At 69.8% G+C, this 23,748-nt stretch carries 24 protein-coding genes, 1 pseudogene and 1 riboswitch; of the genes and pseudogenes, 11 read left to right on the top strand and 14 right to left on the bottom strand.

What is annotated here, in order from left to right:
- The first annotated feature begins 69 nt into the window (after window positions 1–69).
- A complete protein-coding gene (locus tag ACTMTF_RS33470; protein ID WP_441114257.1) occupies window positions 70–1,026 on the top strand; it encodes an NAD(P)H-quinone oxidoreductase in 957 nt (318 codons plus the stop codon).
- 5 nt (window positions 1,027–1,031) lie between these two features.
- A complete protein-coding gene (locus ACTMTF_RS33465) occupies window positions 1,032–1,547 on the top strand; it encodes a bacterial proteasome activator family protein (RefSeq protein ID WP_441114256.1) in 516 nt (171 codons plus the stop codon).
- On the opposite strand, the gene ACTMTF_RS33460 is transcribed toward ACTMTF_RS33465, so the two are convergent.
- Window positions 1,538–2,344 carry an HAD family hydrolase gene (locus ACTMTF_RS33460; protein ID WP_441114255.1) on the bottom strand — a complete coding sequence of 269 codons (807 nt, stop codon included), beginning with the start codon at window positions 2,342–2,344 and terminating at the stop codon, window positions 1,538–1,540. The genes ACTMTF_RS33465 and ACTMTF_RS33460 overlap by 10 nt on opposite strands.
- Window positions 2,345–2,567: 223 nt before the next feature.
- Here ACTMTF_RS33460 and ACTMTF_RS33455 point away from each other — a divergent pair, with 223 nt between their 5' ends.
- Entirely contained in the window at window positions 2,568–2,771 is a 204-nt protein-coding gene (locus ACTMTF_RS33455; protein ID WP_043619750.1) for a cold-shock protein, read from the top strand.
- 203 nt (window positions 2,772–2,974) lie between these two features.
- The gene (locus tag ACTMTF_RS33450; RefSeq protein ID WP_441114254.1) at window positions 2,975–4,360 is read left to right on the top strand and encodes a hypothetical protein; all 1,386 of its coding nucleotides are present in this window, start codon (window positions 2,975–2,977) and stop codon (window positions 4,358–4,360) included.
- Here the strand turns inward: ACTMTF_RS33450 and serS are convergent.
- The 3 genes from serS to ACTMTF_RS33435 are packed head-to-tail and all read right to left on the bottom strand — an operon-like array spanning window position 4,353 to window position 7,809.
- Window positions 4,353–5,615 carry a serine--tRNA ligase gene (gene serS / locus ACTMTF_RS33445; RefSeq protein WP_441114253.1) on the bottom strand — a complete coding sequence of 421 codons (1,263 nt, stop codon included), beginning with the start codon at window positions 5,613–5,615 and terminating at the stop codon, window positions 4,353–4,355. The two genes, ACTMTF_RS33450 and serS, sit on opposite strands and share 8 nt — an antisense overlap.
- A gap of 41 nt (window positions 5,616–5,656) precedes the next feature.
- Complete coding sequence (gene pheA / locus ACTMTF_RS33440) at window positions 5,657–6,577, bottom strand: prephenate dehydratase (RefSeq protein WP_397015860.1); 921 nt, start codon at window positions 6,575–6,577, stop codon at window positions 5,657–5,659.
- The gene (locus tag ACTMTF_RS33435; RefSeq protein WP_441114252.1) at window positions 6,523–7,809 is read right to left on the bottom strand and encodes a glycosyltransferase 87 family protein; all 1,287 of its coding nucleotides are present in this window, start codon (window positions 7,807–7,809) and stop codon (window positions 6,523–6,525) included. Before ACTMTF_RS33435 ends, pheA begins: the two co-directional genes overlap by 55 nt.
- Window positions 7,810–8,169: 360 nt before the next feature.
- Between ACTMTF_RS33435 and ACTMTF_RS33430 the strand changes: the two genes are divergently transcribed.
- The gene (locus ACTMTF_RS33430; protein WP_441114251.1) at window positions 8,170–10,794 is read left to right on the top strand and encodes a hypothetical protein; all 2,625 of its coding nucleotides are present in this window, start codon (window positions 8,170–8,172) and stop codon (window positions 10,792–10,794) included.
- Window positions 10,795–11,266: 472 nt separating this feature from the next.
- Here ACTMTF_RS33430 and mptB read toward each other — a convergent pair.
- The 3 genes and pseudogenes from mptB to ACTMTF_RS33415 all read right to left on the bottom strand — a co-directional run.
- A pseudogene (mptB, locus tag ACTMTF_RS33425) lies at window positions 11,267–12,115 on the bottom strand (polyprenol phosphomannose-dependent alpha 1,6 mannosyltransferase MptB); the annotation flags it as partial.
- Between the two features lie 806 nt (window positions 12,116–12,921).
- On the bottom strand, window positions 12,922–13,650 hold the full coding sequence (locus ACTMTF_RS33420) for a glycosyltransferase family 2 protein (protein WP_441114250.1): 729 nt from the start codon (window positions 13,648–13,650) through the stop codon (window positions 12,922–12,924).
- On the bottom strand, window positions 13,647–13,994 hold the full coding sequence (locus tag ACTMTF_RS33415) for an STAS domain-containing protein (RefSeq protein WP_189137419.1): 348 nt from the start codon (window positions 13,992–13,994) through the stop codon (window positions 13,647–13,649). The genes ACTMTF_RS33420 and ACTMTF_RS33415 overlap by 4 nt, the downstream gene beginning before the upstream one ends.
- Window positions 13,995–14,282: 288 nt before the next feature.
- On the opposite strand from ACTMTF_RS33415, the gene ACTMTF_RS33410 reads away from it, so the two are divergent.
- Window positions 14,283–14,684, top strand: a complete 402-nt coding sequence (locus ACTMTF_RS33410; protein ID WP_397015852.1) for a hypothetical protein — start codon at window positions 14,283–14,285, stop codon at window positions 14,682–14,684.
- On the opposite strand, the gene ACTMTF_RS33405 is transcribed toward ACTMTF_RS33410, so the two are convergent.
- Together ACTMTF_RS33405 and ACTMTF_RS33400 are read right to left on the bottom strand one after the other, a co-directional pair.
- The gene (locus ACTMTF_RS33405) at window positions 14,667–15,776 is read right to left on the bottom strand and encodes a sensor histidine kinase (protein ID WP_397015850.1); all 1,110 of its coding nucleotides are present in this window, start codon (window positions 15,774–15,776) and stop codon (window positions 14,667–14,669) included. The two genes, ACTMTF_RS33410 and ACTMTF_RS33405, sit on opposite strands and share 18 nt — an antisense overlap.
- On the bottom strand, window positions 15,773–16,471 hold the full coding sequence (locus ACTMTF_RS33400) for a response regulator transcription factor (protein ID WP_441114249.1): 699 nt from the start codon (window positions 16,469–16,471) through the stop codon (window positions 15,773–15,775). The genes ACTMTF_RS33405 and ACTMTF_RS33400 overlap by 4 nt, the downstream gene beginning before the upstream one ends.
- 94 nt (window positions 16,472–16,565) lie before the next feature.
- Here ACTMTF_RS33400 and ACTMTF_RS33395 point away from each other — a divergent pair, with 94 nt between their 5' ends.
- From ACTMTF_RS33395 to yidC, 3 genes are read left to right on the top strand one after another with little or no spacing between them, the layout of a single operon-like run.
- Window positions 16,566–16,739 (top strand): hypothetical protein, encoded by a 174-nt coding sequence (locus ACTMTF_RS33395; RefSeq protein WP_397015846.1) that lies wholly within the window; start codon window positions 16,566–16,568, stop codon window positions 16,737–16,739.
- On the top strand, window positions 16,736–16,957 hold the full coding sequence (locus tag ACTMTF_RS33390; RefSeq protein ID WP_397015844.1) for a DUF6412 domain-containing protein: 222 nt from the start codon (window positions 16,736–16,738) through the stop codon (window positions 16,955–16,957). Before ACTMTF_RS33395 ends, ACTMTF_RS33390 begins: the two co-directional genes overlap by 4 nt.
- Window positions 16,958–17,000: 43 nt before the next feature.
- Window positions 17,001–17,645: a membrane protein insertase YidC gene (gene yidC, locus ACTMTF_RS33385; RefSeq protein WP_441114248.1), complete on the top strand. Its 645-nt coding sequence runs from the start codon at window positions 17,001–17,003 to the stop codon at window positions 17,643–17,645.
- Here the strand turns inward: yidC and ACTMTF_RS33380 are convergent.
- Together ACTMTF_RS33380 and ACTMTF_RS33375 are read right to left on the bottom strand one after the other, a co-directional pair.
- Entirely contained in the window at window positions 17,629–18,060 is a 432-nt protein-coding gene (locus ACTMTF_RS33380) for an ATP-binding protein (RefSeq protein ID WP_397015840.1), read from the bottom strand. The two genes, yidC and ACTMTF_RS33380, sit on opposite strands and share 17 nt — an antisense overlap.
- Before the next feature lie 142 nt (window positions 18,061–18,202).
- Window positions 18,203–20,026 carry a PAS domain S-box protein gene (locus ACTMTF_RS33375; RefSeq protein ID WP_441114247.1) on the bottom strand — a complete coding sequence of 608 codons (1,824 nt, stop codon included), beginning with the start codon at window positions 20,024–20,026 and terminating at the stop codon, window positions 18,203–18,205.
- A 142-nt stretch (window positions 20,027–20,168) separates the two neighbouring features.
- Between ACTMTF_RS33375 and ACTMTF_RS33370 the strand changes: the two genes are divergently transcribed.
- The gene (locus ACTMTF_RS33370; protein ID WP_441114246.1) at window positions 20,169–20,738 is read left to right on the top strand and encodes a methylated-DNA--[protein]-cysteine S-methyltransferase; all 570 of its coding nucleotides are present in this window, start codon (window positions 20,169–20,171) and stop codon (window positions 20,736–20,738) included.
- On the opposite strand, the gene ACTMTF_RS33365 is transcribed toward ACTMTF_RS33370, so the two are convergent.
- Entirely contained in the window at window positions 20,704–22,056 is a 1,353-nt protein-coding gene (locus tag ACTMTF_RS33365) for a purine-cytosine permease family protein (protein WP_441114245.1), read from the bottom strand. The genes ACTMTF_RS33370 and ACTMTF_RS33365 overlap by 35 nt on opposite strands.
- Window positions 22,047–22,159, bottom strand: a riboswitch (TPP riboswitch). Its footprint overlaps the gene before it by 10 nt.
- Window positions 22,160–22,391: 232 nt before the next feature.
- Here ACTMTF_RS33365 and ACTMTF_RS33360 point away from each other — a divergent pair.
- Complete coding sequence (locus tag ACTMTF_RS33360; protein ID WP_441114244.1) at window positions 22,392–22,838, top strand: hypothetical protein; 447 nt, start codon at window positions 22,392–22,394, stop codon at window positions 22,836–22,838.
- Window positions 22,839–22,988: 150 nt separating this feature from the next.
- Here ACTMTF_RS33360 and ACTMTF_RS33355 read toward each other — a convergent pair whose 3' ends face one another.
- Both ACTMTF_RS33355 and ACTMTF_RS33350 read right to left on the bottom strand, forming a co-directional pair.
- Complete coding sequence (locus tag ACTMTF_RS33355) at window positions 22,989–23,312, bottom strand: rhodanese-like domain-containing protein (RefSeq protein ID WP_441114243.1); 324 nt, start codon at window positions 23,310–23,312, stop codon at window positions 22,989–22,991.
- Window positions 23,309–23,746 carry a winged helix-turn-helix transcriptional regulator gene (locus ACTMTF_RS33350; RefSeq protein ID WP_441114242.1) on the bottom strand — a complete coding sequence of 146 codons (438 nt, stop codon included), beginning with the start codon at window positions 23,744–23,746 and terminating at the stop codon, window positions 23,309–23,311. The genes ACTMTF_RS33355 and ACTMTF_RS33350 overlap by 4 nt, the downstream gene beginning before the upstream one ends.
- Window positions 23,747–23,748 lie beyond the last annotated feature (2 nt).

Here is a 23,748-nt window from a genome sequence, read left to right as displayed (position 1 = left end):
CAGGTTAACGTCAAGACTTGAGAGTAGCCCTGCCAACCCACAACTTCATTGCCCCGTTACCTTGGTCTCATGCGAGCCATCGAGATCACCCGCAGTGGCGGGCCCGAGGTGCTGGAGTGGCGCGAGGTGCCCGACCCTCGCCCGGAGCGGGGTGAGATCGTCATCGAGGTGGCGGCCTCCGCGGTCAACCGGGCCGACGTGCACCAACGTAACGGCCACTATGACCCGCCTCCTGGCGCGTCGCCGTACCCAGGGCTGGAGGCTTCCGGCGTGGTGGCCGAGGTGGGCGCGGACGTCGAGCAGTTCCGGGTGGGCGACGAGGTCTGCGCCCTGCTGGCGGGCGGCGGTTACGCTGAGCGCGTAGCCGTGCCCTGGCAGCAGGTGATGCCGGTGCCACAGGGAGTGCGGCTGGTGGAGGCCGCCGGGCTGCCCGAGGCGGCGTGCACGGTGTGGTCCAACGTGTTCATGACCGGCAGGCTGCGCAAGGGCGAGACGCTGCTCGTGCACGGCGGCACCAGCGGGATCGGCACGTTCGCGGTGCAGCTCGCCAAGGCGCTCGGCTCACGGGTGGTGGCGACGGTCGGCTCGGCGGAGAAGGCCGAGCGCGTCCTGGCGCTCGGCGCGGACGAGGCCGTCGACTATCACCAGGAGGACTTCTCCGAGAAGGTCCGGGCCGATGTGATCCTCGACATCATCGGCGCCAAGTACCTGGCGCAGAACATCAGGGCGCTGCGCGCCGGCGGGCGGCTGGTGGTCATCGGGCTGCAGGGCGGCCGCAAGGCCGAGCTCGACCTGGGCATGCTGCTGGCCAAACGCCTGACGGTGCACGGCACCACGCTGCGCGCCCGGCCGGTCGACGACAAGGGCGCGATCGTGCGCAGCACCGTCGACAAGGTCTGGCCGCTGGTCAGCGGGGGTGCGGTGCGTCCTGTGGTGTACGCCGAGGTGCCGATGTCGCAGGCGGCCGAAGCTCATCGAATGCTTGATTCAGGGGAGCACGTCGGGAAGATCCTGCTAGTACGGTGAGACGTATGAATGCTGAGGACAACAACACCCCCCACATCGTGGTGGTGGGCCCGGACTTCCAAGGTCAGGGCGATAACGGCGAAGATGAGCGGTCGGTCACGAACCTCGTCGAGCAGCCCGCCAAGGTGATGCGGATCGGCAGCATGATCAGGCAGCTTCTGGAGGAGGTCCGCGCGGCCCCGCTCGACGAGGCCAGCCGTAAGCGGCTGAAGGAGATCCACGAGTCCTCCATCAAGGAGCTCGAGGACGGCCTCGCGCCCGAGCTGGTCGAGGAGCTGGAGCGACTGTCGCTGCCCTTCACCGAGGAGAACGGCGCGCCGCCCAGCGACGCGGAGCTGCGCATCGCGCACGCCCAGCTCGTGGGCTGGCTGGAGGGGCTGTTCCACGGCATCCAGACCACGCTGTTCGCGCAGCAGATGGCGGCCAGGGCGCAGCTGGAGCAGATGCGCAGAGCGCTGCCCGGCGTGCCGCACGGCGAGGAGCAGCCGCGGCCTCCCGGCGGCTCCGGCCCCTACCTGTAGAGCTGTTCGAGCACCCGGGCGACGCCGTCGTCGTCGTTGGCCGCGGTCACGTGATCGACCGTGGCCAGCACGCCGGGGTGCGCGTTGGCGACCGCGTAGGACGTGCCTGCCCAGCTCAGCATGGGCAGGTCGTTCGGCATGTCACCGAAGGCCACCACCTGTGACGCCTTGATCCCGTGCCGTTCGGCCAGGGTGGCCAGGGCGGTGGCCTTGGTGACCCCGCGCGCGCTCATCTCGATCAGCCCCTTGCCGCTGGAGTGCGTCGCGGTGACCAGATGGCCCACCAGGCCGTGCACGGTGGCGTGCAGCTCGTCGGGCCCCATCTCCGGGTGCAGGGCCAGCAGTTTGGCGCAGGGCCGCGAGGTGAGCGTCCGCCGGACCGGCAGGGACCCCGCCGTGGCCTTGCGGTCCCAGCTTCCGAGCCGGAATTCCGACTCATGCGCGAAGCCACCTTCGTACTCGACCGAAAAGGCGAGCTCGGGGACGTTCGCTCGAAGCTGAGCGACGACTTCCTCGAGCACCTGTACGTCGATGAGGTGAGATTCAACTATCCGTTCGCTGTGCAAATCGTAGACCAGCGCGCCGTTGGCACAGATGGCCACACCACGGTGACGCACCGTGTTCGCCACACCGCCCATCCACCGGGGCGGCCGGCCGGTCACGAAGACCAGCATGGCGCCGAATTCCTCGACTTTCGCGAACGCCGCGGCCGTGCGGGGAGACACCGTTCCGTCGGTACGCAGAGCAGTGCCGTCCAGGTCGGTGGCCACAAGGCGGGGCGTGGGAAGGCTGTGCATAACAGGTTCCAGTTTGCCCGGTGATGCCACCGGCCAGAAATCTTCCTAGGGAGAGGAACACCAACGCGGCAGAATGGTGTTAGATGTGGTGGCGTTGTATTAGCGATCCCGTAGTGAATACCAGCATGAGTTTGTCTGAGCCACCCCGGGGTGCTTGCTGTACGACACACCGGGACCCACGAGGTGTGGGTCCCATAGATTCACATCCTGAGGGAGAGCTTTTATGGCTCAGGGAACCGTCAAGTGGTTCAACGCTGAGAAGGGCTTCGGCTTCATCGCCCCGGACGGCGGTGCGCCGGACGTGTTCGTGCACTTCTCCGAGATCGTCGGCAACGGCTACCGCAGCCTTGAAGACGGCCAGCGGGTCGAGTTCGAGATCACACAGGGCCAGAAGGGGCCGCAGGCCTCCCAGGTCCGTGCTATCTGACCTGTAACGGCGAGACTGGCCGGGGTTCGCTTCCAGCGGACTCCGGCCTTTCGCGTTTACCGGGCACTCTTTTGGGACAACCTGTCTCGTATTGACCGCTTGTTGTCACGACTGTGACTCGATTCACACGGACAGTGAACCTGCCATGCATTCCCCTCATCAAGCCACATATGAGATATGCGTGGTTATGCCACCCCGTAACTGTGGTCTCGCTGTTCGTGCTGCTGCTCAACGACCACCTGCTCAAAGAGGCGTGGCCCGGACTCGTCACCGGCAAAGTCAGTGACGTCGCCGGTCTGGTCGTCGCGTCTCCTCTGGTGGCCCTCCTGCTGGGCCGTCGCGCCGACCTGGCCGCCACCATTCTCACTGGGGCGCTCTATACGCTCGTGAAAGCCACGGAGACGGGCGCGGAGGTCGCCTCCCTAGCCTGGACCGCACTCGCCGGCCCATCGCGCGTCCTGGCCGATTACACGGACCTGCTCGCCCTGCCCGCGCTCGGGCTCGCCTGGTGGGTACGGCAGCGCGCCCTCAGGCCGGACCCGCGCCGCCGGGGAGTGCTCGTCATCCTGCCGCTGGCCGTACTCTCCGTGACCGCCACCGGGAGTGGCGCCTCGCCCATGCCGCCGTCGGCCCTGTACGTCGTCGTGGACCAAGGCGCCGTCGTCGTCTCCACCGAATACGACGAATACGGCGCCCCGGACCTCGTCTCTGATGACGGCGGCTGGACGTGGAGCCTGCAGAGCCTGCTGACGGAGGACGACGGCCGGCGCGCGCAGCGGGCGGCCTGCGTGCCGAAGAAGACGGAACGCTGTTACTCGATCACCGGCCCCATGCGCGTCATGCAGTCCGACGACGGGGGCAAGAGCTGGACCGTCTCCTGGGAGGTGCCGCCGGAACGGGTGGAGGCACTGGAACACGCCCTGTCGGCCGAGGACATCCGCTCGACCTCGCTGGCTGTCCAGCCGAGGCAGGGCGGTGGGCACGTGGTGGTCGTGGCCAACGGTCGTGATGGCGTGGCCGTACGCGATGTGGACGGGCAGTGGCGCAGGCTCGGCTTCTCCGGGCTGACCCTGTCGGAGGACGCGGCCGTGCCGCTGACCGGGCCCGCCCGGCCCACCGGCGGCGAGATGTGGGCGGCCGCGCTGGCCGCGCTGTGGACCGTGCTCGCGGGCCTGGCGACCCAGGCGATGGTGTCGTCGTCCCCCCGGCGCACCCGGCCGGGCCTCATCGTCGCCCTGAGCGGCGTCGGGGCCGTGACCCTGGTGCCGGGGCCGTACCTGGCGGACAGCCCCGTACTGGCGCTCCTGGGGCTGACCGGCGCGGTCCTCATGATCACTTCGGTGATCATGGCGGCCTCGCTCGTCCCCGACGCGCGGCTCGGCTCGCGCGGGGTCGTCAACGCGCTGGCCGCCGGGGTGCTGGTCGGGCTCGCCGTCGCCGCGCCCTTCAGAGGCTGGGGCGAAGGCTGGATCGACGGCTACGGCACGGCGCTCACGCTGGCGCTCCTGCTCGGCCTCGGGTCCGCGGTCGGCGGACTCGTGACGCTGCGCAGGAGCGCACGTCAGCGTGTCGTACGCGGGTCTACTTGACGGGCTCCAGCACGTCCAGGCCCACGAAGGGGCGCAGCGCCTCGGGCACCACCACGGAACCGTCGGCCTGCTGGTGGTTCTCCAGGATGGCGACGATCCAGCGGGTGGTGGCCAGCGTGCCGTTGAGCGTGGCCAGGTGCTGGGGCTTGCCCTCCTTGTCCCGGAAGCGGACGGCGAGCCTGCGGGCCTGGAACTCGGTGCAGTTGGAGGTGGACGTCAGCTCGCGGTAACGGCCCTGGGTGGGGATCCACGCCTCGCAGTCGAACTTGCGCGCCGCCGACATGCCGAGGTCGCCGGCCGCCGTGTCGATGATCCGGTACGGCACCTCGATCTTGGCCAGCATCTCCCTCTCGTAGGAGAGCAAGCGCTGGTGCTCCTCGTGGGCGTCCTCGGGACGCACGTAGGAGAACATCTCGACCTTGTCGAACTGGTGCACCCGGATGATGCCCCTGGTGTCCTTGCCGTAGGAGCCGGCCTCGCGGCGGAAGCACGACGACCAGCCGGCGTAGCGCAGCGGCAGCTCGTCGCCGCCGAGGATCTCCTGGGCGTGGTAGCCCGCCAGCGCCACCTCCGACGTGCCGACCAGGTAGAGGTCGTCGTCGGGAAGGCGGTAGATCTCCTTGTCGTGGGCGACGTGGAAGCCGGTGCCCTGCATGGTCTCCGGCTTGACCAGCACCGGCGTGATCATCGGGATGAACCCGCGCTCGATCGCGTGCTGCATGGCCATGTTGAGCAGGCCGAGCTGCAGCCGCGCGCCCACGCCCCTGAGGAAGAAGAACCGCGAGCCGGACACCTTGGCGCCCCGCTCCATGTCAATGGCGCCGAGCCGCTCGCCCAGGTCGAGGTGGTCCCTCGGCTCGAAGTCGAACACCCGCGGCTCGCCGTGGGTCTCCAGCACGACGTAGTCGTCCTCGCCGCCGGGAGGCGCGCCATCCTCGACGATGTTGGGCACCGTCTGGAGCAGCTCGTCGAGCTCACCGGCCAGCTTCTCGGCCTCGGCCTCGGCGGACTTGACCTGCGAGGCGAGGTCCTTGGCCCGCTGGAGCAGCGAAGCCTTCTCCTCCCCCTGCGCCCGGGAGACGGACTTGCCCAGACTCTTCTGCTCCGCGCGCATGGTCTCGAACGAGGTCAGCGCCGAACGGCGGCGCTCCTCAAGGCCGAGCAGCGTGTCGACGATGGAGTCGTCCTCACCGCGGGCACGCTGCGACGCCCGTAGCCGGTCGGGATCCTCACGAAGGGTACGCAGGTCAATCACAAGGAAAGGCTACCGGCGTTGACCGGCGGCCCGCTCCCGCATTAGACCTGTCCGGCCCGGATCCTGGCCAGCCACTGCCCCGCCTCGGAGAAGTCCGGGTCGGCCGTCCCCCTCTTGATCTGGGGAGCGACGCCGTCGGCACGCGGATAGCTGCCGAGGAAGCGCACCTCGGCGCAGATGCGACGCAGCCCGGAAATCGCCTCGCCGACCCGCGCGTCCGCCACGTGGCCCTCGAAGTCGAAGTGGAAGAAGTAGCGGCCGATGCCGTCACGGGTGGGCCGCGACTCGATCCGGCTCAGGTTGACGCCGCGCACCGAGAACTCGGTCAGCATCTCCAGCAGCGCGCCCGGATGGTCGTCGGCCAGGAAGACGACCAGCGTGGTCCGGTCCGACCCGGTCGGCTCAGGCAGCGCGCCCGGCCTGCTCACCCTGATGAACCTGGTCACGGTGTCGGCCCGGTCGCCGATGTCACCCGCCAGCTCCACCAGCCCGTAGTGCTCGCCCGCGATGGGCGCGGCGATCGCCGCGTCATACGGCGAGCCCGGCAGCGCGACCTCCTGGGCCGCCGCCGCGGTCGACGGCGCGGACACCACGACGGCGTCCGGCAGCTCGCGGCTGGTGAAGGCCCGGCACTGCGTGATCGCCGCCGGGTGCGTGTAGACGCGCTTGATGTGCCCGATCTCGGTGTCCGGCCTGGCCAGCAGCGAGAACCGCACCGGCAGCAGCAGCTCGGCGGTGATCAGCAACGGCTCGCCCCAGGCGAACTCGTCCAGCGTGGTGGTGATCCCGCCCTCAAGGGAGTTCTCCAGCGGCACGACGGCGCCGTCGGCCTCCCCGCTGCGCACGGCGTTGAGCGCGGCGGTGACGTTGGCGCAGGACAGCTGCTCGGCGCCGGGCTCCAGGAGCCTCAGGGCCTCTTCGGTGAAGGTCCCCTCAGGTCCGAGATACGAGATTCTGGGCATGCGTCCAGGGTATCCGCAGGTTGACGCGTGGTGTCGGGTTTTCGGGCCGCCCTCGGCAGCCAGTGAGCCAGCAGCCAGACCAGGGCCAGCGCCCCCAGCCCGAAGCCGTTCTGCACGATCTTGCCGAGGACCGGGCTGACGACCGGGATCTCGGCCGCCTTCAACGCCACCCCCCACCAGGGCACCGGCACCACGTAATACAGCCACACCCCCGCGGCCACCCGCAGCCTGACCGGATCACGCCCGTCGCCCACGATCGCGCCCAGCACCACGACCACCCAGGCCAGATGGTGAATCCAGGCGACCGGCGAGAGCAACACCGCCATCAGCCCCACGAGCGCGACGGCCCTCAGCGGCTCCCTGGCCAGATAGGCGTCCCTCGCGCCGCGGAATCCGTACCAGCCGACCACCGCCACCAACGCCAGCCAGATCACCGACGTCAGCGCGTCAGGCATGTACAGACGGATGAGCATGCCGCGCATCGACTGGTTGGTGGTGGCGGCGTTCGCGCCCAAACGCTCGGAGTCCAGCAGCGCCCCGAACCAGAAGTCCACCGCGTCCTGCGGCACCACCGCGAACGGCAGCAACGTCAGCAGCGCCGTCACGAACGACGCCATGAACAGCGTCCGCCACTGCCGCGTCACCAGCAGATAGATCAGGAAGACGCCCGGCGTGAGCTTCACCGCCGTGGCCAGCCCGATCAGGAACCCGCGCGGCCACCACGGCCGCCTCGCCACGCAGTCGGCCAGGCAGAGCGCCACCAGCAGGATGTCCACCTGCCCGAACCGCACCTGGTCCCGGATCGGCATCAGGTAGGTGCAGGCGACCATCAGGAACGCGAACACCCAGGGTGCGTACCGCCCGAGCCGCCCGAGCACCTGCCTGAACGAGAACCCCACCGCCACGGCCAGCGCCAGGAAGATCCCCGCCGTCCACACCCACTGCGCGGTCCCCCAGGACATCTCCGCCAGCAGCGCCGCCAGCATCGCCGCGATCGGCGGGTACGTGAACGGCAGCAATTGCGGGGCAGGGGTGAAATAGTCGTACACCGGTCGGCCCTCAAGCAGCATCTGCCCGCCGGTACGGTAAACGTCGAGGTCGACGAGGCGCTGGTCGTCCGGGTTCGTCAGCCACTGCTGCACCAGCGGCGCCACCGCCGCGGCGACGACCAGCACCACGACGGCCCACGCCCACCACTGCCGCCGCTTCACCGGCGCCTCGACACTTGTCACGGTGTGGCACGTTACCGTGGCTGTTGTTTGTCGAGCGCGCCAACACTGGGGGATCCGCACATGCCGCAAGCCACCTCCGGCGCGCTCACCACCTCACCCCCCACCACCGCCCACGCATCCACGGGCGCGTCGTCCAACGCTGCCTCCGACGCCATCCCACAGCCCCCGCTACCCCTCACCCAACCTTCGACCACCCTCCCCAGCACACCAACCACCCTTGACCGAAGCACCCTTCCCGTCAGGCCGACCGCCCTCGGACGAAGCACCCTTCCTCTCAAGCGAAGCGCCCTTCCTCTCAGGCGCCGGTACGGCGGGCACAAGGTACGGCGGAGTCCGGCGCAACAAGTACGGCGCCCAGCCATGCGCACCTTCACCTCCCTGCTGCTGGCCATGATGCTCACGGTCCTCTGCACCCCCACCCCAGCCACCGCCTCAGCCTTCACCCAGAGCTCAAGCACCTTCACCCAGAGCCCCACCGCCCCAGGCCAGGGCCGCGTGGCGCTCGTCGGCGTGCCCGGCCTCGTGTGGAGCGACATCCACCGGTCCCGCACCCCGAACCTCTGGAAGCTCGTCACCCAGGGCGGCTCCGCCTCGATGTCCACCCGGACCGTGCCGCCCCAGGGCCGCGGCATCACCTGCCCCGTCGGCGGCTGGCTCACCGTGTCGGCAGGCCAACGGGCCGGCACACCGGGCAAGGGCTGCCAGGCCACCCCCACCCCCCAGCCCAACGGCGAGGGCGCGGCGATCCCAGGCTGGCGCGACCTGGTGACACACCAGTCCACCACCGGGTACGCCGCCCAACTGGGCACGCTCGGCCAAACCATCACCGACTCCGGCGGAACGGTGGCCGCGATCGGCCCAGGAGCAGCCCTTGCCGCCGCCGACAAATCCGGAAATATCGCCAAATACGCCACAGAACCTGAAGCCCTGGGCGACCCGGCCCGCTACACCCTGATCGTCATGGAGGCCCCCGACCTCGCCAACGCCTGGGCCGAACAACCCAAGGACGAGTACGGCATCCCCACCTCCATGCCCTCGACCACCCGCCAAGCAGCGGTCGCAGCGGCCGACCGCCGAATCGGCGCCCTCCTCACCACACTCCCCGCCGGCACGACGGTCCTGGTAGCAGGCGTCTCGGACGTCACCCCGGGCGCCCACCTCCACGTCGCCATCGCCGCCGGCCCGTCCCCCACCGGCCGCCCGTACGGCCACAGCCACCTGACCGCAACCTCCACCCGCCAGGACGCCCTGGTCACCCTTCCCGACCTGACCGCCACAACCATCCAGCTGGCCGGCGCCGAACCCGCACCCCAGGTCGTCGGCCGTCCCTGGCAATCCGCCGCCACCCCGGCCCCGCCCACCGACGCGGTCACCGAACTGGCCGACGCCGACTTGGCCAGCCAGGTCCTCGTCACGGTCCGCGGCCCCTTCTTCGCCATTTTCGTGACGGTCCAACTCCTCTTCTACGCTTTCGCCGCACTAGCCCTCCGCCGCCGCCGCGCCGCCGCCCCCACTCCCGCACAGGACACCCCCCGCAGAGACGCAGAAACCCCAGCCCCGTCGGCTAACCCCCCGTCCTCCGGGAAAGCCGTCCCCGCGCACCCAACAAACCTCACTGCCTCCAGCACCAGCCCAGTACACGCAGAAGACCCCACCGCCTCCGGCACCAGCCCGGCACAGGGTGAAGACTCCACAGCCTCAAGCCCCAGTCCAGTGCCTGGAACAGGGCTCGCTGACTCCCACAAGAGCACGAGCCCAGCACAGCCGACAGAGCCCGCTACTTCGCCCAACGGCAACGGCAAGGGCAACGGCAACGGCAACGGAGTCGAGCACCGGACTCAGCCGCCCGCCGAGAGCGCCGACCTCCCCACGAACCGGGCCGGGTTCGACGTGGCGAGCGCCTCTCGACTGCTGGTGGCCGTGCAGGTGGTCTCTGTGGTGAGCGGAGGCATCGCCGTCGCCACGTTCCTCGCGCAGTTGGTGCCCTGGTGGAGCCTGCCCGCGCCGATGACCGCCCTGATCGTCACCATCCTGGCGATCGCCGGCCTCATCACCGCCCTGGCCTTCGCCGGCCCCTGGCGTACGCACGTGCTCGGCCCGCTGACCGTGGTCGCGGCCGTCACCTCCGTTTCGATGCTGGTCGATGTGATGACCGGCTCCACCCTTCAGGTCAACGCCGTCTCCGGGTACGAGCCCGTCACCGGCGGCCGGTTCTACGGTTTCAGCAACATCGCCTTCGCCATCTACGCCACCGGCACCATCCTGGGCCTGGCCGGGGTCGCGCAGTGGCTGACGGGCAGGGGTACGTCGAGGTTCGTGACGATGCTGGTGTGCGGCCTGTACGGCGGACTGGCGGTGTTCGCGGACGGATGGCCCTCCTGGGGCGCGGACTTCGGCGGGGTGCCCGCGTTCGTGGTGGGGTTGGCCGTCTTCCTCATCCTGCTCTCCGGCCGCCGCGTCTCGGTGGTGAAGCTGCTGCTGGTCGGCCTGGCCGGAGGCGGGCTCATCAGCGCCATCGCCCTGTTCGACTGGCTGCGCCCCGCCACACAGCGCACCCACCTGGGCACCTTCGTGCAGCAGGTCATCGACGGTCAGGCGTTGACCGTCGTCGTCCGTAAGTTCACTGCGATGGTGGGCGTAACCGTCGGGAACTGGTCACTGACGCTCCTCTCCCTGGTCGCGCTGGCCTTCCTCTTCCTGGTGCTCAACAGGCCCTCCCGCTGGGGCGCCTCGGCACTCGGCCAGACCTACGCGCTCGCCCCCGCACTCCGCGCAGGCCTGATCGGCGCCCTGACCTGCGCCTTCATCGGCTTCCTGATGAACGACTCGGGCATCGCCATCCCGTCGATGGCGCTCACGGTCGCGGTGCCCCTAACCCTGGCCGCTTGCGTACGCGCCCTGCAGCTCGCCAAGTCCACGCCACCAGAGCCGCCGTCAGCGCAAGCAGCGCCCACGGAGCCAGCTCGCCCCGTACGACGGTCCTGAGCCATTCGAGCTCCGGCGGCTGCCCGGCGACGCGCGCGGGCAGGTAGGCCAGCGACAGCACGATCAGGTGTACGACCATGAAGCGGTCCACGGCGGACGCCGCGACCAGGGCCAGCAGCCCGAACGCCAGCCCGTCGTACCAGGGCAGCACGTACGGCGAGGCGAACAGGTAGGCGACCACCAGCACCAAGGCCACAACCGTCGCCTCATCGCCACCGCTGCCTCCGCCGCCCCCGCGCCCTAGGCGCTCGCGACCCCCGGACCCCGTGTCGGTATGCACCCCGTCCGCCTGCCGAAGAGCTGGGTCAGGCACCTTGGAGGTGGATGCGACCGTTACACGGCCGACCGCCGCCGCACTGCCGGCCCCCTTGGCACCTGTGTGGGCTTGCCGGCGCCCGCTTGGCGGGTGCTCGGGATCGCCGCCCGGCGGGCGCTCAACGGCGCCTTGTGGGGCCCCGAAGGTGAAGAGCCTGGCGGTGAGGGGTTGGCGGTGGGTGGTCAGGCGGAAGAGGGACCAGGCTACGAGGGCGAGAACGAGTAGGGAGCCGATCTGGATTTCGGCTCGATAGGCGCTGCCCGTGCCGACCAGTGACTGCAGCCAGCCCTGGACCAGTTTCCAGAACGAGGCATTGGAGATGGATTTGCTCGTCCGGGTCACGGGTTCGAGCGCGGCCGGTCCGACGATGGCGTAGCCGGCGGCCACCACCGTCAAGGCGACCCCGGCCATCAGTGCCAGGCGGGCCGGGCGGCGGCGTAGTTCCCAGGCCGGTCCGAGAGCCACCAGCCCGGCGTTGAGCTTGAGGGCGACCCCCAGGCCGAGCAGCGCTCCTCCGGCCGCAGGCCGGCCTCTGACGAGGAGAGCCGCCACCATGCAGGCGATGACCAGGGTGTCCACGTGCAGGCCCGCGACGAGGTGGTAGAGCAGCAGCGGGTTGGCCGTCCACAGTAGGGCGGCCCGTGTGCGCCTGGCTGGATCGGCTCTCGTGAGGCGGTCTATCAGCAGGCCGGTGGCGATGAAGGCGGCGGCGTTGACCAGGGCAAGGACGAAGATGGTGAGCCGGAGCGAGTCGCCGCCGATCCAGGCGGCCAGGGCCTGCACGGCCGTTGCCACGGGACCGTAGACGCTGGGCTCCTCGCGCCACGGCGCTTCGACCGCGTCGGCGATGGGGTCGCCGGGCAGGGTGTGCGCGCCGTGAGTGTAAGGATCGAGGCCCAGGGTGACCATGCGGCCGTAGGCGGCGTAGTTGAGATGGTCGCCCGACCCCGCCGGGGGCAGGAACGCCAGGAGACCGGCGGCCAGGCTGCCGGCGATCACGAGCATGCGGGGCAGGCGGGCGGAGGTGGCCGCTGCGGGGAGCGCCGTCAGAGCCGCCAGCAGTCCGAGACCGCCGAGGACGAGTGCGGCGGCGGCCATCGTCACCGCCAGGTAGGGGTGAGGGTGGGCGTCCAGGGAGTAGGGCGGGTGCCAGCCCGGACCTCCCAGCGCCGGGATCATGGCTGACGGGCCGAGCAGACCAAGGGCGATCGTCAGCGTGATCGAGGCGGCGATCAACACCGTGGCCGGCGCCACGAGCCGGCCAGGCGGTCTGTCGCTCCGCGTCTCGGAAGTCACCCGCAAATTCCAGCACACTCCGCACCGGGCTTCGGCCGCCGATCCCCAGCCTGTGGATAACCCCCTGCGAGCGGAACCGTACAGACTGAGAGGCCCGCACAGGCCGGGGCCCCGCGCAGGCAGAGGGACGCGCAACTCGCGGATGCCCGCACAGCTCGCGATGGGCCGCGTGGCAGAGGGCCGCACAAACTGGGAGCCGCAGGTACTAGGGGGTGTGCACGTCTTAGTGGCGGTGGGAACCGTCGGAAGAGAACCGCAGTGGGACGGCTACGTAGAGGCGACGGCAACCGCCGCGAGCGCGTGGAGCGGCAATCCAGGCACTCAGACGCTCAGGCACCCGAGCAGGCCGAACGGAAAGGTCGTCCGAAGCGCCCGGGAGCGCTCGGGAGGGGGCCGCGCCGGGGGATGAACCAGGGGGCAAGCGCCAGCCTGAAGGCGATCGTCCCGCCTGAAAGCGATCGTCTCGCCTCCCTGCCGAAAACCCGGCAAGGCCAAGCCGCCCGCCCCCGAGCCCGTCAGCGTCTGGGACGTAGTTTGGCCAGGTTCTCGACGACCACCGGCTCGCGGCTGGCCAGCGCCAGCGCCACGTCCCGCAGTTGCTTGGCGCGGTGCAACTGGGCCCGCCAGTCAGACCCAGTGGCACGGTGCGCCATCTCGACCTCGACCTCGGTGATCCGATACCCCTTGCGCAGCAGATCGATGGTCAGGGCGGTTTCCACGCCGAACCCGTGGGCCAGCGGCCGGGCCGCCTCGAAGGCGGCTCGGGTGAGGCAGCGCTGCCCGTTGAGGGGCTGGGACGCCTGGAAGCCGGTGGCGCGGCGGATGCCGTCGCGGGACAGGCGCACCACGATGCCGTGGCCGGCCAGCTTCACCCGGGTCTGGAAGACCGCGATGGTCATGTCGGCCTCGCCGGCGCGGACGGGCTCGACTAAGGGGGCCGCGGCCTGAGCGGTGCCGGCCAGGTCGGCGTCCAGGAAGAGCAGGTGGCGCGGGGTGTCGGCGTCCAGGAGCCGGACCGCCTCCGCGCCGGTCTCCATGGCGGCGGCCTTGCCGCGGTTGCGGCTGTGGCGGACGACCCTGGCTCCCGCGGCCCGCGCGACCTTGCCCGTCTGGTCGGTCGAGCCGTCGTCGACCACGACGACGAGGTCGACGCCGGGCAGGGCGAGCGCGGACCTGACCGTGAGGCCGATGCGATCGGCCTCGTTCTTGGCCGGTATGACGACCGCTGTGTCAGGACTCGTCATGAGCCCTCGGTGATGAGGAACTCCTGCGGCACCTCATCGTGCACGGTGAACACCGAGTCCAGGCCGGTCACCTGAAGGATCTTGCGCACGGCGGGACGGGGGGCGGCCACGTCGAGCGCGCCTCCCTGCTCCTTCATCCGTTTGAGTGCTGAGAGCAGCACGTTCATCCCCGTGGAGTCACAGAAATCCACGGCGGACATGTCGATGACCACGCGGCTGGGCCCTTCCTGCAGCAGGCGGGTGAACTCCGACTGCAGGTGGGGTGCCGTATAGAGGTCGATTTCGCCGGTGATCGCAACGAGTGCATGGCCGGCATGTGATCGAGTCGAGACCTTGAGCTCCACATGGGCAGGCTAGCGGCGAGACGGCCTCGGGTCACGTTGTCACGCCGATAGGAGAACGACGGGTATGAAGCGACGAGGCGAAACGACCGGTTCTTGGCGTGACCTGGCGACACATTTTGCCATCGGGAGCCCCTGGTAGCGATCCGGCGATGAGAGTCCCTGTTTCGGCATCACGGAGACGGAGAGTACGCGAAGCTTGACACTGTGACACCGGCGCCGGCGCCTCCGCGCCGGTCACCACTTCACTCAGGAGGAGGGGCTGGGCGAGATTCGTGGGCCCGATCACCGATGAACACAGACCAAGCCGAAGATCCTCAGCGTCAGAGGCTCCGCGAGCAGCTGGAGGCCATTTTCATCCGCACGGAGAAAGCCGCTCCCTGGCATGACGAGGCCGAGCGCCTGCGCGCCCTGGTGAATCACGAGGGGTACGTCCCCGTCCGCGCCAAGCTGGCCGGCGAGGACCTCGACTTCCTCGCCGGCGCCCGTGACGAGCTGCTCAGGTTCTCCGAGCTCGGGCTCCGGCTGCTGGACCTGCACCAGCCGCGCGACGCGGGGGGCATCACCAGCGACGCCGCGCATCCGATCCTGCGGTGCCGGAGCTGCATGTGGCGCTGGCCCTGCCCGACATTTCGTGCGATGTCGGAGTCGTTCGGAGCAAGCCAGGAGTCTCCCCTACCGGAGTCGGCCTGATGGGTCGTCCAGCGGCAGCCGGATCTCGAACCGGCAGCCGGGCCCGTCGTTGACCACGCCGATCATCCCGTCGTGCGCCTCCACGATGCCCTGAGCGATCGCCAGGCCGAGCCCGGCCCCGCCGTCCGCCGTCGGGGTCCGGGCCGCCTCACCCCTGAACGCCACGTCGAACACCCGTGGCAGGTCCTCGTCCGGGATGCCGCCGCAGCAGTCGGTGACCGACAGGCAGGCCATGCCCTGGTCCACGTGTGTCCGCAGCACGACCGAGCGGTCCGACGGCGTGTGCTTGATCGCGTTGATCACCAGGTTGCCCAGGGCCCGGCTGAGCGCGCCCGCGTCGGCCTCCACCGGCACCGCGGCGGTCGCTTCGGCGGTCAGCAGCACGCCCTTGGCCCTGGCCAGCGGCTCGGCCCCGGCCAGGGTGTCGGCCACGAGGTCCGACAGCCCGACCCGGGCCCGCGACAGCCGCAGGGCCCCGGCGTGGATCCTGGACAGCTCGAACAGGTCGTCGACCATGGCCGACAGACGTTCGACCTCCAGCCTGATCTGGCCGTGATAGCGGCCGACCGTCTCGCGGTCGGTCACCACGCCGTCCTCCAGGGCCTCGGCCATGGCGCGCATCCCGGCCAGCGGGGTGCGCAGGTCGTGGCTGACCCAGGCGACGAGCTCGCGCCGCGCTCCTTCCAGGGCGCGTTCGCGTGCGTACGCCTCCTCCAGCGTGTTGGCGATCGTCTGGAGCTCGGCCGGCAGCTTGCGGGGCGCGGTGAACGGCAGCTCGCCCACGGCGGCGACGAGCCGCCTGCTCTCCCCCACCACCCGCCGGGCCAGCACGAAGGCGACGCCCAGCCCGACCAGGCCGCCCACGGCCACGACGCTGAGCACGATGTCCCTCGCCGGGCCTTCGATGATCATCCTCATGGTGATCGCCACCACGCCCGCCAGGGTCGCGACGACCGCGACCACCACCACGACGGCCAGCATCACGCCGATCGACCGGGTGCGCAGCCACCACATCGCCCCGATGCCCAGGGCCGCCACCAGGAGTCCGAGCCCGGCGGTGACGGCCACGATCATGCCGAGTTCGTCCGTCATGCCGGGCCCTCAAGCGGTTCGTACCGGTATCCGACTCCCCACACCGTGACGATCCTGCGCGGCTCGGTGGGGTCCGGCTCGATCTTCTCCCGCAGCCGCCTGACGTGCACGGTCACGGTCGAGGAGTCGCCGAAGGACCATCCCCACACCTGGTCGAGCAGCGCGGCCCTGCTGAAGGCCTGCCTCGGATTGCGCATCAGGTAGGCCAGCAGGTCGAACTCGCGGGCGGTGAGCATCACCTCGCCGCCGGCCAGCCGCACCTCGTGCGCGCCCACGTCGACCACCAGGTCGTCATCGCGCAGCACCCCGCTGCCTCCGGTGACGGAGGCGCCGCGCGCCCTGCGCAGCACCGACTGCACCCGGAGTGCCAGCTCGCGGGGGCTGAAGGGCTTGGTCACGTAGTCGTCGGCGCCGGTCTCCAGGCCCACCACCCGGTCGATCTCCTCGCCCAGCGCGGTCAGCATGATCACCGGGACCGGCCAGCGCTCCCTGAGCTTCCGGCACACCTGCAGTCCGTCGATCTTGGGCAGCATCAGGTCGAGCACCATCAGGTCGGGCGGCCGGGCCAGCGCCCGGCGCAGTGCCTCCGCGCCGTCCCCGACGCACTCCACCTCGTGTCCGTCCCGCTCCAGATAGCGGGCGACCACCTCGGACACGGTGGGGTCGTCGTCCACGACCAGGATGCGGGTCTTCACGACCTCACGGTACGGCGCGGCCCTGCTCGATCGACACCCACGTCATGGGTTCGTAAGCCTCGCGGATCTAGGTGTCAGGACGTACGGTGGCTCCATGAGTCGAGTCATCATGCTCGTGTTGGGTGCCGTGCTGGCGCTCTTCGTGCTGTTCACGTTCATCATTCCCATGGTTCTGGGGCTGCTGAAGATCGCGCTCATCATCGGGGTGGTCGCTCTCTTCGTCTTCATCGCGGTCACCCTGGTCAGCAGGTCGTCTTCATCCCAGTGACGCTTTTCCTGTTCGATCCGTGGCTCATCGCCGTGACGATGATGGCGGTCCTGCTGCTGGCCTCCTGGGCCGCCAGGCTGCTGCCCGTCGTCGGCGGTGAGCCGGCCGGCTTTCCGCTGGTCTACGCGCGGCGTACGGCGTTCCTGCGCCAGCGCGATCCCGACGCGGCGGGACGGCCGCGCTCACGAGCTCCATCGTCACGCCCCGCTTCCGGTTAAGCGGGGCTGTCAAGCCCTGACCTCTGAGTGAGATGGGCTCTCGATGGATTCTCTTGTCACCTTTGTCATCGGCATGGCCGGCGGCGACGCCGCTCTCGGGATCGTGCTGTTCACCCTGGCCGTGCGGCTCCTGCTGCTGCCGCTGGGCATCCGTCAGGCGCGTACCACGCGGATCAGGGAGCGTCTGGCGCCCAGGCTGCGCGCGTTGCGGAAGAAGTTCGAGCGTGATCCGCAGCGGCTGGCCAAGGAGACGTCCGCGCTCTTCGCCGCCGAGGGCAGCTCGCCGTTCGCGGGGATTCTGCCGGGTCTGGCGCAGCTTCCCTTCATGTGGCTGGTCTTCCGGGTCGCCACGCATCCGACCGCGCTCGTCGGCCATGACCTTCTGGGGGCTCCGCTGGGTCAGCAGGTGGCGAGCGTGATCGCTCATTACGGTCTGGTCAGCCTGCCGGTTTCGGTCTTCGCTTTGGTCATCGTGCTGCTCATGGTGGTGGCCTGGCTGACCTCCCGCCAGATCACGTCGACGCTCCCGGCGGAGCAGCCCGAGCTCCTGCGAAGGATCATGCCGCTGCTGCCGTACGGTTCGGTGCTCGCCGCCGCCGTGCTCCCCCTGGCGGCGGGACTCTACCTGCTGGTCTCCACGGCCTGGACGGCCGGCGAACGAGCGGTGCTGGCTAGCCGGCCTCTCTGAGTGCGTGGACCTGCCCGTTCATCGATCCATGAGGGGCGGGCAGGATCGCCCACACCGTCGTCGTGTCACCTTCGTGCCGCACACCCCAGCTTTCCGCGACGTACTCGACAATGCCGAGGCCACGGCCACCCAGCGAGGACAGCGTGGGGCGGCCCGCGCGCGGCTCGGTCGCCGCGCCCCCGTCGCTCACGGCGACCTCAATGTGATCATCGCTGCGCATCCAGGTGACCTTCACCATGCCTGAAGGCAATGGATGCGCGTGCCTCAGCGCGTTGCTCATCAGCTCACTCACCACGAGGACGGCATCGTCGATCGCGGTGCTGAACACCCCACAATCCTGCAGGTCAGTGCTCAGACGCTGGCGGGCAACGGCGACGCTGGACGGCGCGTACGGCAGCAGCACGACGCTTGACACACCCACCTCCCCGCTCCCAGTGCCCCCCGCGGGAACACTCCCCGGTACGACCGAAATGCCCCGTTACTCGATCCCAGAAACCGCATCTCGATCACAGCTTGTACACATCGGACGATAGATCAGCTCAACTGTGACCACCTCGTTACCGCATCGGTGTGTCGGATCCGATAGAAGATGCGCGCCTCAGTTTGAGCTTCATCCGGGTGCCTCCGTCCGGCCGCGGATGGGCGCTCACGTCGCCGCCCTGCGCCCTGGCCAGGCTGCGCACGATGTAGAGGCCGAGGCCGACGCCGCCGAACCTCCTGCGGTCACCACTGTCCACCTGCACGAACCGCTCGAAGACGCGCTCCCGGTCCGGCTCCGCGATACCGACGCCCTCGTCGTCGACGACCACGGTCACCCCGCCGTTCTCCGGCCAGGCCGCCACCCGGATCAGCCCGCCCTCGGGGGAGTATTTGAAGGCGTTCTCCAGCAGCTGCCCGAGGACGATGTCGGTGGCGAGCGCGTCCCCCCTCACCTGCGGCAGTCCGGCCTCGATGCTCACTTCGACCCGATGTTTGTCCGACAGCACCGGCAGCCCCAACGTGGCCGCGTGCACCCGCTCGGCGAGGTCGAACGGCTCGTCCCTGACCACCTGCTCCTCCGCGCCCGCCCTGGCCCCCAGCAGCAGGTGGTCCATGAGCTGCCCGAGCGACCGGGACCGCTCGGCGATGGTGTGCACGGCCGACCGCCGCTCGGCGTCGCTCAGCTTGTCCCAGCGGGTGTCCAGAGTGCTGGCGAAGCCGCGCACGATGGTGATCGGGGTGCGCAACTCGTGGCTGGTCGTGGCCAGGAACAGGTCCTTGGCCTCCTCCAGCTCCTTGGCGGCGGTCACGTCACGGAAGTCGACGACCAGCTCGCCGGTCTCCTCGATCTGCGCGCTGACCACGTCGAGCCAGCGCCCGGTGCCGAGCTGGAAGGTGAGCTTCTCGCCAGGGGCGGGCAGTGAGAACGGCGGCTTCTGCCCGATGACCTCCTCGGCGGAGACGGCGGTGAGCTCGGCGGCCGCCGGGTTCCACCTGAGCACCCGGCCATCGCCGTCGAGCACCGCGATGCCGTCGGCGCTGGCGTCGAACACCGCTCGCTCGTGCGCCCGCTGCCGCACCGCGTCCTGGTAGGCGACCGCGTTGCCGACCGCGATGCCCGCGTGACCGGCGAGCAGCTCCAGCAGCTCCAGCTCCAGATGCCCCGGCTTACGCTTGGCGAACAGCGCGTAGAGGGCGCCGTACGGGCGTCCGCCGACGGCGGCCAGGCCCAGCGCGATCGTGTGCAGCCCCTTCAGCTCGGCCCACACCAGCCCGTCGAGCCCCTGTGACTCCAGCATGACGGTCTTGCCGGTGCGCAGCAGCTTCCCGACCAGACTGGAGTGGAGGTCGGTGGTGGTGCCCTGCAGCGTGCGCGGGAGCTGGTAGGTGCTGACCAGCCGCAGCCGCTCCCCGTCGATGAGCACGAACCCGCCCGCGTCCGCGCCGGTGAGCTCGGTGAGGCTGGCCGTGATCCGTTCGAGCACGGCGGGCAGGTCCAGCTCGGCGTTGATGTCGCCCACCACGTCGGTGAGCCGGCGCACCAGCCTGGCCCGGCGCGCCATCCGGTTCTTGGCGGCGTCGTCCATCCGGACCAGGTGGTAGACGCAGACGTAGCCGGCCACCGCGCTGCCCGTGAGCAGCGCGCTGATGTCCACCCGCACGTCGAGCAGTTCCCCGTCGCTGCGCACTCGCTTGGTGCGCAGCGAGACCTGCTCGCCGGTACGGACCCGTTCCAGCACGGCGTGGTGCTCGGCGGTCAGCTCCTCCGGCACGATCGGCGCCCTGCGCCCCAGCATGTCCTCGGCGGTCCAGCCGAAGAGCCGCTCCGCCGCCGCGTTCCAGACCAGGACACTCTGGTCCCTGTCGAAGGCCACCACGGCGTTGGGCGAGCTGTCGAGCACAGCGCGGGCTATCTCATCGTCACTCCCAGCCCTTAGGTCCCCCACATCTCCATAGTGCCTGTGGCGTGGCGCTCATGCCGGGCGATCCGTCCGATACGCTGCGGTCACGGCATTTCCGTGGCTGGCTGAAGAGGGTGAAAGCATGTCAGGCGACCTCGAAGCCCTGCTGCGGGTGACGTCCGACACCTATCGGGACGATCGGCCGCTCGATGTCGCCTTCGGCACCTATGACGGCGCGGTCGGCCGGCTGGTGCTCGCGGTGACCTCCAGGGGCATCGCCTCGTGCAGCTTCGAGGACGAGAACATCGTGTACGAGCGCGTCGCCAAGCACGTCGGCAGCATGATCGGCACCGACGCCCGGCGGCTCGACCCGGTGCGCAGGGAGTTGGACGCCTACTTCTCCGGCCGGCTGCGGGCCTTCGCCACGCCGGTCGACCTGGCCCTCGCCACGTCGTTCGCGCGCACGGTGCTGCAGAAGACGATGGCGGTCCCGTACGGCACGACCACCACCATGGAGCGGATCGGCGAGCTCATCGGCCGGCCGCGCGCGCTACGCGCGGTCGGCAACGCGCTCAGCTCCAACCCCGTGTGCGTGGTCGTGCCGTGTCACCGGGTCGTGCGGGAGGACGGCGAGCTCGGCGACTACGCGGGAGGCGCGGCCGCCAAGCGTCACCTGCTCAACGTCGAGCGTCGCGAGTCGCGCGGCGCCTGAGCGCGCCCACCGCCAGCGTGACCAGGGCCGCCACGATGGCGCCGCCCAGCGCGCCGTTCATCCACGGCTCCCTGGTGAAGCCGATCGCCTCGCGGACCGCGGCCCACATCCCGTCCCACTGGGCGATCGTGGGGGTCGAGGTGGTCAGCCAGTAGGCGGCGAAGCCGAGCGCCCAGGGCAGCAGCATCGACCAGCGGGCGGGCGCGTTCTCGGCGGTGTTCCAGCGGGTCGAGCCGCCGAGCAGGAAGTAGTCCACGGCGAGCACCGCGAACATCGGCACGAAGACCGCGCCGATCAGGCCGAGGAACGCGCCGTAGGACGTCACGTCGACCACGAGCGCGATGGCGACGGTGAGCACGCCGATGGCGGTGCTGAGGATCCGCCTGTCGACCCGCGGCATCAGGTTCTGCAGCGAGACGGTCGTGGAGTAGACGTTGGCGAAGGACTGGTCGGCCTCGCGCAGCACGAGGATGGCGAAGAACAGCGCGCCCAGCGGCGCGGCCACGAAGGGCACGAACACCGCCGTGCTGTCGGCCGCCACCGCCCCGGCCCCCGCGATGGCCACCGCGTAGACACCGAGCCCGAGGCAGGCGACCTGGGCCAGCGTGTAGCCGCCGACGACCCCGGTGAAGGCGGCCCGGCTGGACCTGGAGTGCCTGGCGAAGTCGGCGGCGAGCGGCACCCACGACACCGACAGCGCGATCACGTAGTCGACCGCGGGCATGAACGCCGTCCAGCTGCCGCCCGTCTGCGGCGGCGCGTCGCCGAGGAACCGTACGGCGAACCAGATGAGCGCGATGATCACGGCGATGGTGATGTAGCGGCGCAGCAGCCTGATCGCGCCGAGCGGCCAGATGGTCAGCACCGTGGTCAGCACCCCGGCGACGATCACCCACACCGCGTACGGGACGGTGTCGCCGAAGATGGCCATCGCGCCCATCGAGATGACCCAGAGCTCGAACGCGCCCCAGCCGATCATCTGGATGATGTTGAGCGCCGTCGGGATGTAGGACAGCCGGGCCCCGAACAGCCCGCGCAGCAGCACCATCGCGGGCTGCCCGGTCTGGGTGCCGGGGATGGCCGACAGCCCCACCATGGCGGTGCCGATCAGGCTGCCCACGACCGTCGCGGTCAGCGCGGCGGCCAGCGTCAGCGGGGCACCGCCCAGCGGGTCGATCAGGAACAGCGCGCCGGAGAAGCCCAGCAGGCTGACGGCCAGGTTGGCCCAGAGCGCGCCCTGGTCGAGCACGCCCAATGTCTTGGGCGCCGCGCTTTCGAGGGTGAGGGGGACTTCGTCGTCGTGGACGGCATGCGACATCGCGCACTCCCTACGCCGGCATTACCCGGACAGGTTCATGCGGTCGGCAGCAGCAGTAGCTACCCTCTCAGCCTGGTTGCCCCAAGCTCCCGCGGGGGTTTGGTACACGAAGCCGAGATCATCCCAGCTCGCGCCCCCATGATGCACCATTCGTCCTAGATCGGCCACCACCGGGGGCTGTACGGACCGACCGTCTCGCCCGAAGTCATCTCTCGACTCCGGGTGACCAGGCGTATTCCCGGCGTATTCCACAGTGCTGCCGACGAGTGCGATGATCACTCCGCGCGCTGGAGTTCACTCCAGGGCGAACCGCAACATCTCTTGCTGGAGGACTGTTGAAGACACGCATTCTGGGCGCCGTGATGGGCATCGCAGCGTTGAGCGGGCTGCTGGTGGCAAGCCCGGCGCAGGCGAGAGACGGAGTGTCCTCCGCCCGCGTGTCAAACCCTGACCGCGCCGGCGCCGGGTACGCCCAGACGACCGTCGACTTCGTCAACCGGAAGAAGGTCATCTTTCGGAACTTCAAGGTGCGCGACATCTGTCCCGCTGACAACCATGGGGTGCGGGCCCGGATTGAGTGGATACACACCGATCGAACCAGGGGGTACGGCGCCTGGAAGAAGGACACCAGCTGCGGCTCCCACGGCACCAACTTCGGAAACTTCGTCCGCAGGGGCTCCAAGTCCATAAAGCTGGTCTACGTCAAGGTGTGCATCTCCACCAAAAAAGGCCAACACCTGGCTTGCAAGGAAGGCAAGTGGCGACACAACCAGTACGCCTGAGCCGCTGACGCTCGGGCTTTCAGCTGGTCGGCGTACCAGGGCTTGCTGACGCCGGCGAGTTCGCGGGGCCATCCGCAACCGTGCGGGTGGCCCTTGACCTGCGTCTCAACGCAGTACCGGCCGATGACGGCACGATCCTGACAGGTTCGTTCAGGCGACGAAGGGCTGCTGACCCGTCTCGCTCACCATCGGACGCTTCTCGTGCTCCCAGGAGCGCATGCCGCCGTCGACGTTGATCGCCTCGCGGCCGACCTGGTTGAGCCAGGCCGCGACCTGCAGCGACCGGCCGCCCACCCGGCAGACGACGTAAACGGTCCGGTCGCCGGGCACCTCGTCGAGGCGGGACTGGATCTGCGTCATGGGGATGTGCACCGCTTCGGGGGCGTGACCCGCCACCCATTCGTCCTGCTCGCGCACGTCCAGGAGGTATGCCTCGGCGGGGACGTCTCGCGCCTCGACTTCGGGAACCGTCATGCCTCCATCATCTCGCGTCGCGAGTCGTACTCCGCACGCGCTTCGGCGATCTCCCGCTGGTGCTGCTCGGTCCAGGTCACCAGCGACTTGATCGTCTCGTGCAGGGTGCGGCCGAGCGGCGTGAGCGCGTAGTCGACGCGCGGCGGCACCACGGGGTGGACGGTGCGGGTCACCAGGCCGTCGCGTTCGAGCTGGCGCAGGGTGACACTGAGCATCCGCTGGCTGACGCCGTCGATCTCGCGGCGCAGCTGGGTGAAGCGCAGGCTCTGGCAGTCGAGCAGGGCGATGACGAGCAGCGACCACTTGTCGGCGACGCGGTCCAGGATCTGCCGGACCTCGCAGCCCTCCCTGACGTCCCACTGGCGGACGTCGTAGTCGTCGTCGGGGACGGTGCTGTCGCAGTAACCGGGTGACTTTGAAGTGCCGTCTTCCATGT

Origin of the sequence: Nonomuraea sp. ZG12 (assembly GCF_052068115.1) — a bacterium.
Taxonomy (GTDB): Bacteria; Actinomycetota; Actinomycetes; order Streptosporangiales; family Streptosporangiaceae; genus Nonomuraea.
The sequence above is the reverse complement of the archived record's forward strand: the minus strand, read 5'-3'. Positions and strand labels throughout refer to the sequence as shown.

Coding starts and splice junctions, on each gene's coding strand:
- ACTMTF_RS33395 (WP_397015846.1), top strand. CDS start 16,566: ATGAGTCGAGTCATCATGCTCGTGTTGGGTGCCGTGCTGGCGCTCTTC.
- ACTMTF_RS33420 (WP_441114250.1), bottom strand. CDS start 13,650: ATGACGAGTCCTGACACAGCGGTCGTCATACCGGCCAAGAACGAGGCC.
- pheA (WP_397015860.1), bottom strand. CDS start 6,577: ATGCCCAGAATCTCGTATCTCGGACCTGAGGGGACCTTCACCGAAGAG.
- ACTMTF_RS33355 (WP_441114243.1), bottom strand. CDS start 23,312: ATGACGGTTCCCGAAGTCGAGGCGCGAGACGTCCCCGCCGAGGCATAC.
- ACTMTF_RS33460 (WP_441114255.1), bottom strand. CDS start 2,344: ATGCACAGCCTTCCCACGCCCCGCCTTGTGGCCACCGACCTGGACGGC.
- yidC (WP_441114248.1), top strand. CDS start 17,001: ATGGATTCTCTTGTCACCTTTGTCATCGGCATGGCCGGCGGCGACGCC.
- ACTMTF_RS33405 (WP_397015850.1), bottom strand. CDS start 15,776: ATGACGGACGAACTCGGCATGATCGTGGCCGTCACCGCCGGGCTCGGA.
- ACTMTF_RS33465 (WP_441114256.1), top strand. CDS start 1,032: ATGAATGCTGAGGACAACAACACCCCCCACATCGTGGTGGTGGGCCCG.
- ACTMTF_RS33455 (WP_043619750.1), top strand. CDS start 2,568: ATGGCTCAGGGAACCGTCAAGTGGTTCAACGCTGAGAAGGGCTTCGGC.
- ACTMTF_RS33365 (WP_441114245.1), bottom strand. CDS start 22,056: ATGTCGCATGCCGTCCACGACGACGAAGTCCCCCTCACCCTCGAAAGC.
- ACTMTF_RS33350 (WP_441114242.1), bottom strand. CDS start 23,746: ATGGAAGACGGCACTTCAAAGTCACCCGGTTACTGCGACAGCACCGTC.
- ACTMTF_RS33430 (WP_441114251.1), top strand. CDS start 8,170: ATGCGCACCTTCACCTCCCTGCTGCTGGCCATGATGCTCACGGTCCTC.
- ACTMTF_RS33410 (WP_397015852.1), top strand. CDS start 14,283: ATGAACACAGACCAAGCCGAAGATCCTCAGCGTCAGAGGCTCCGCGAG.
- ACTMTF_RS33470 (WP_441114257.1), top strand. CDS start 70: ATGCGAGCCATCGAGATCACCCGCAGTGGCGGGCCCGAGGTGCTGGAG.
- ACTMTF_RS33370 (WP_441114246.1), top strand. CDS start 20,169: ATGTCAGGCGACCTCGAAGCCCTGCTGCGGGTGACGTCCGACACCTAT.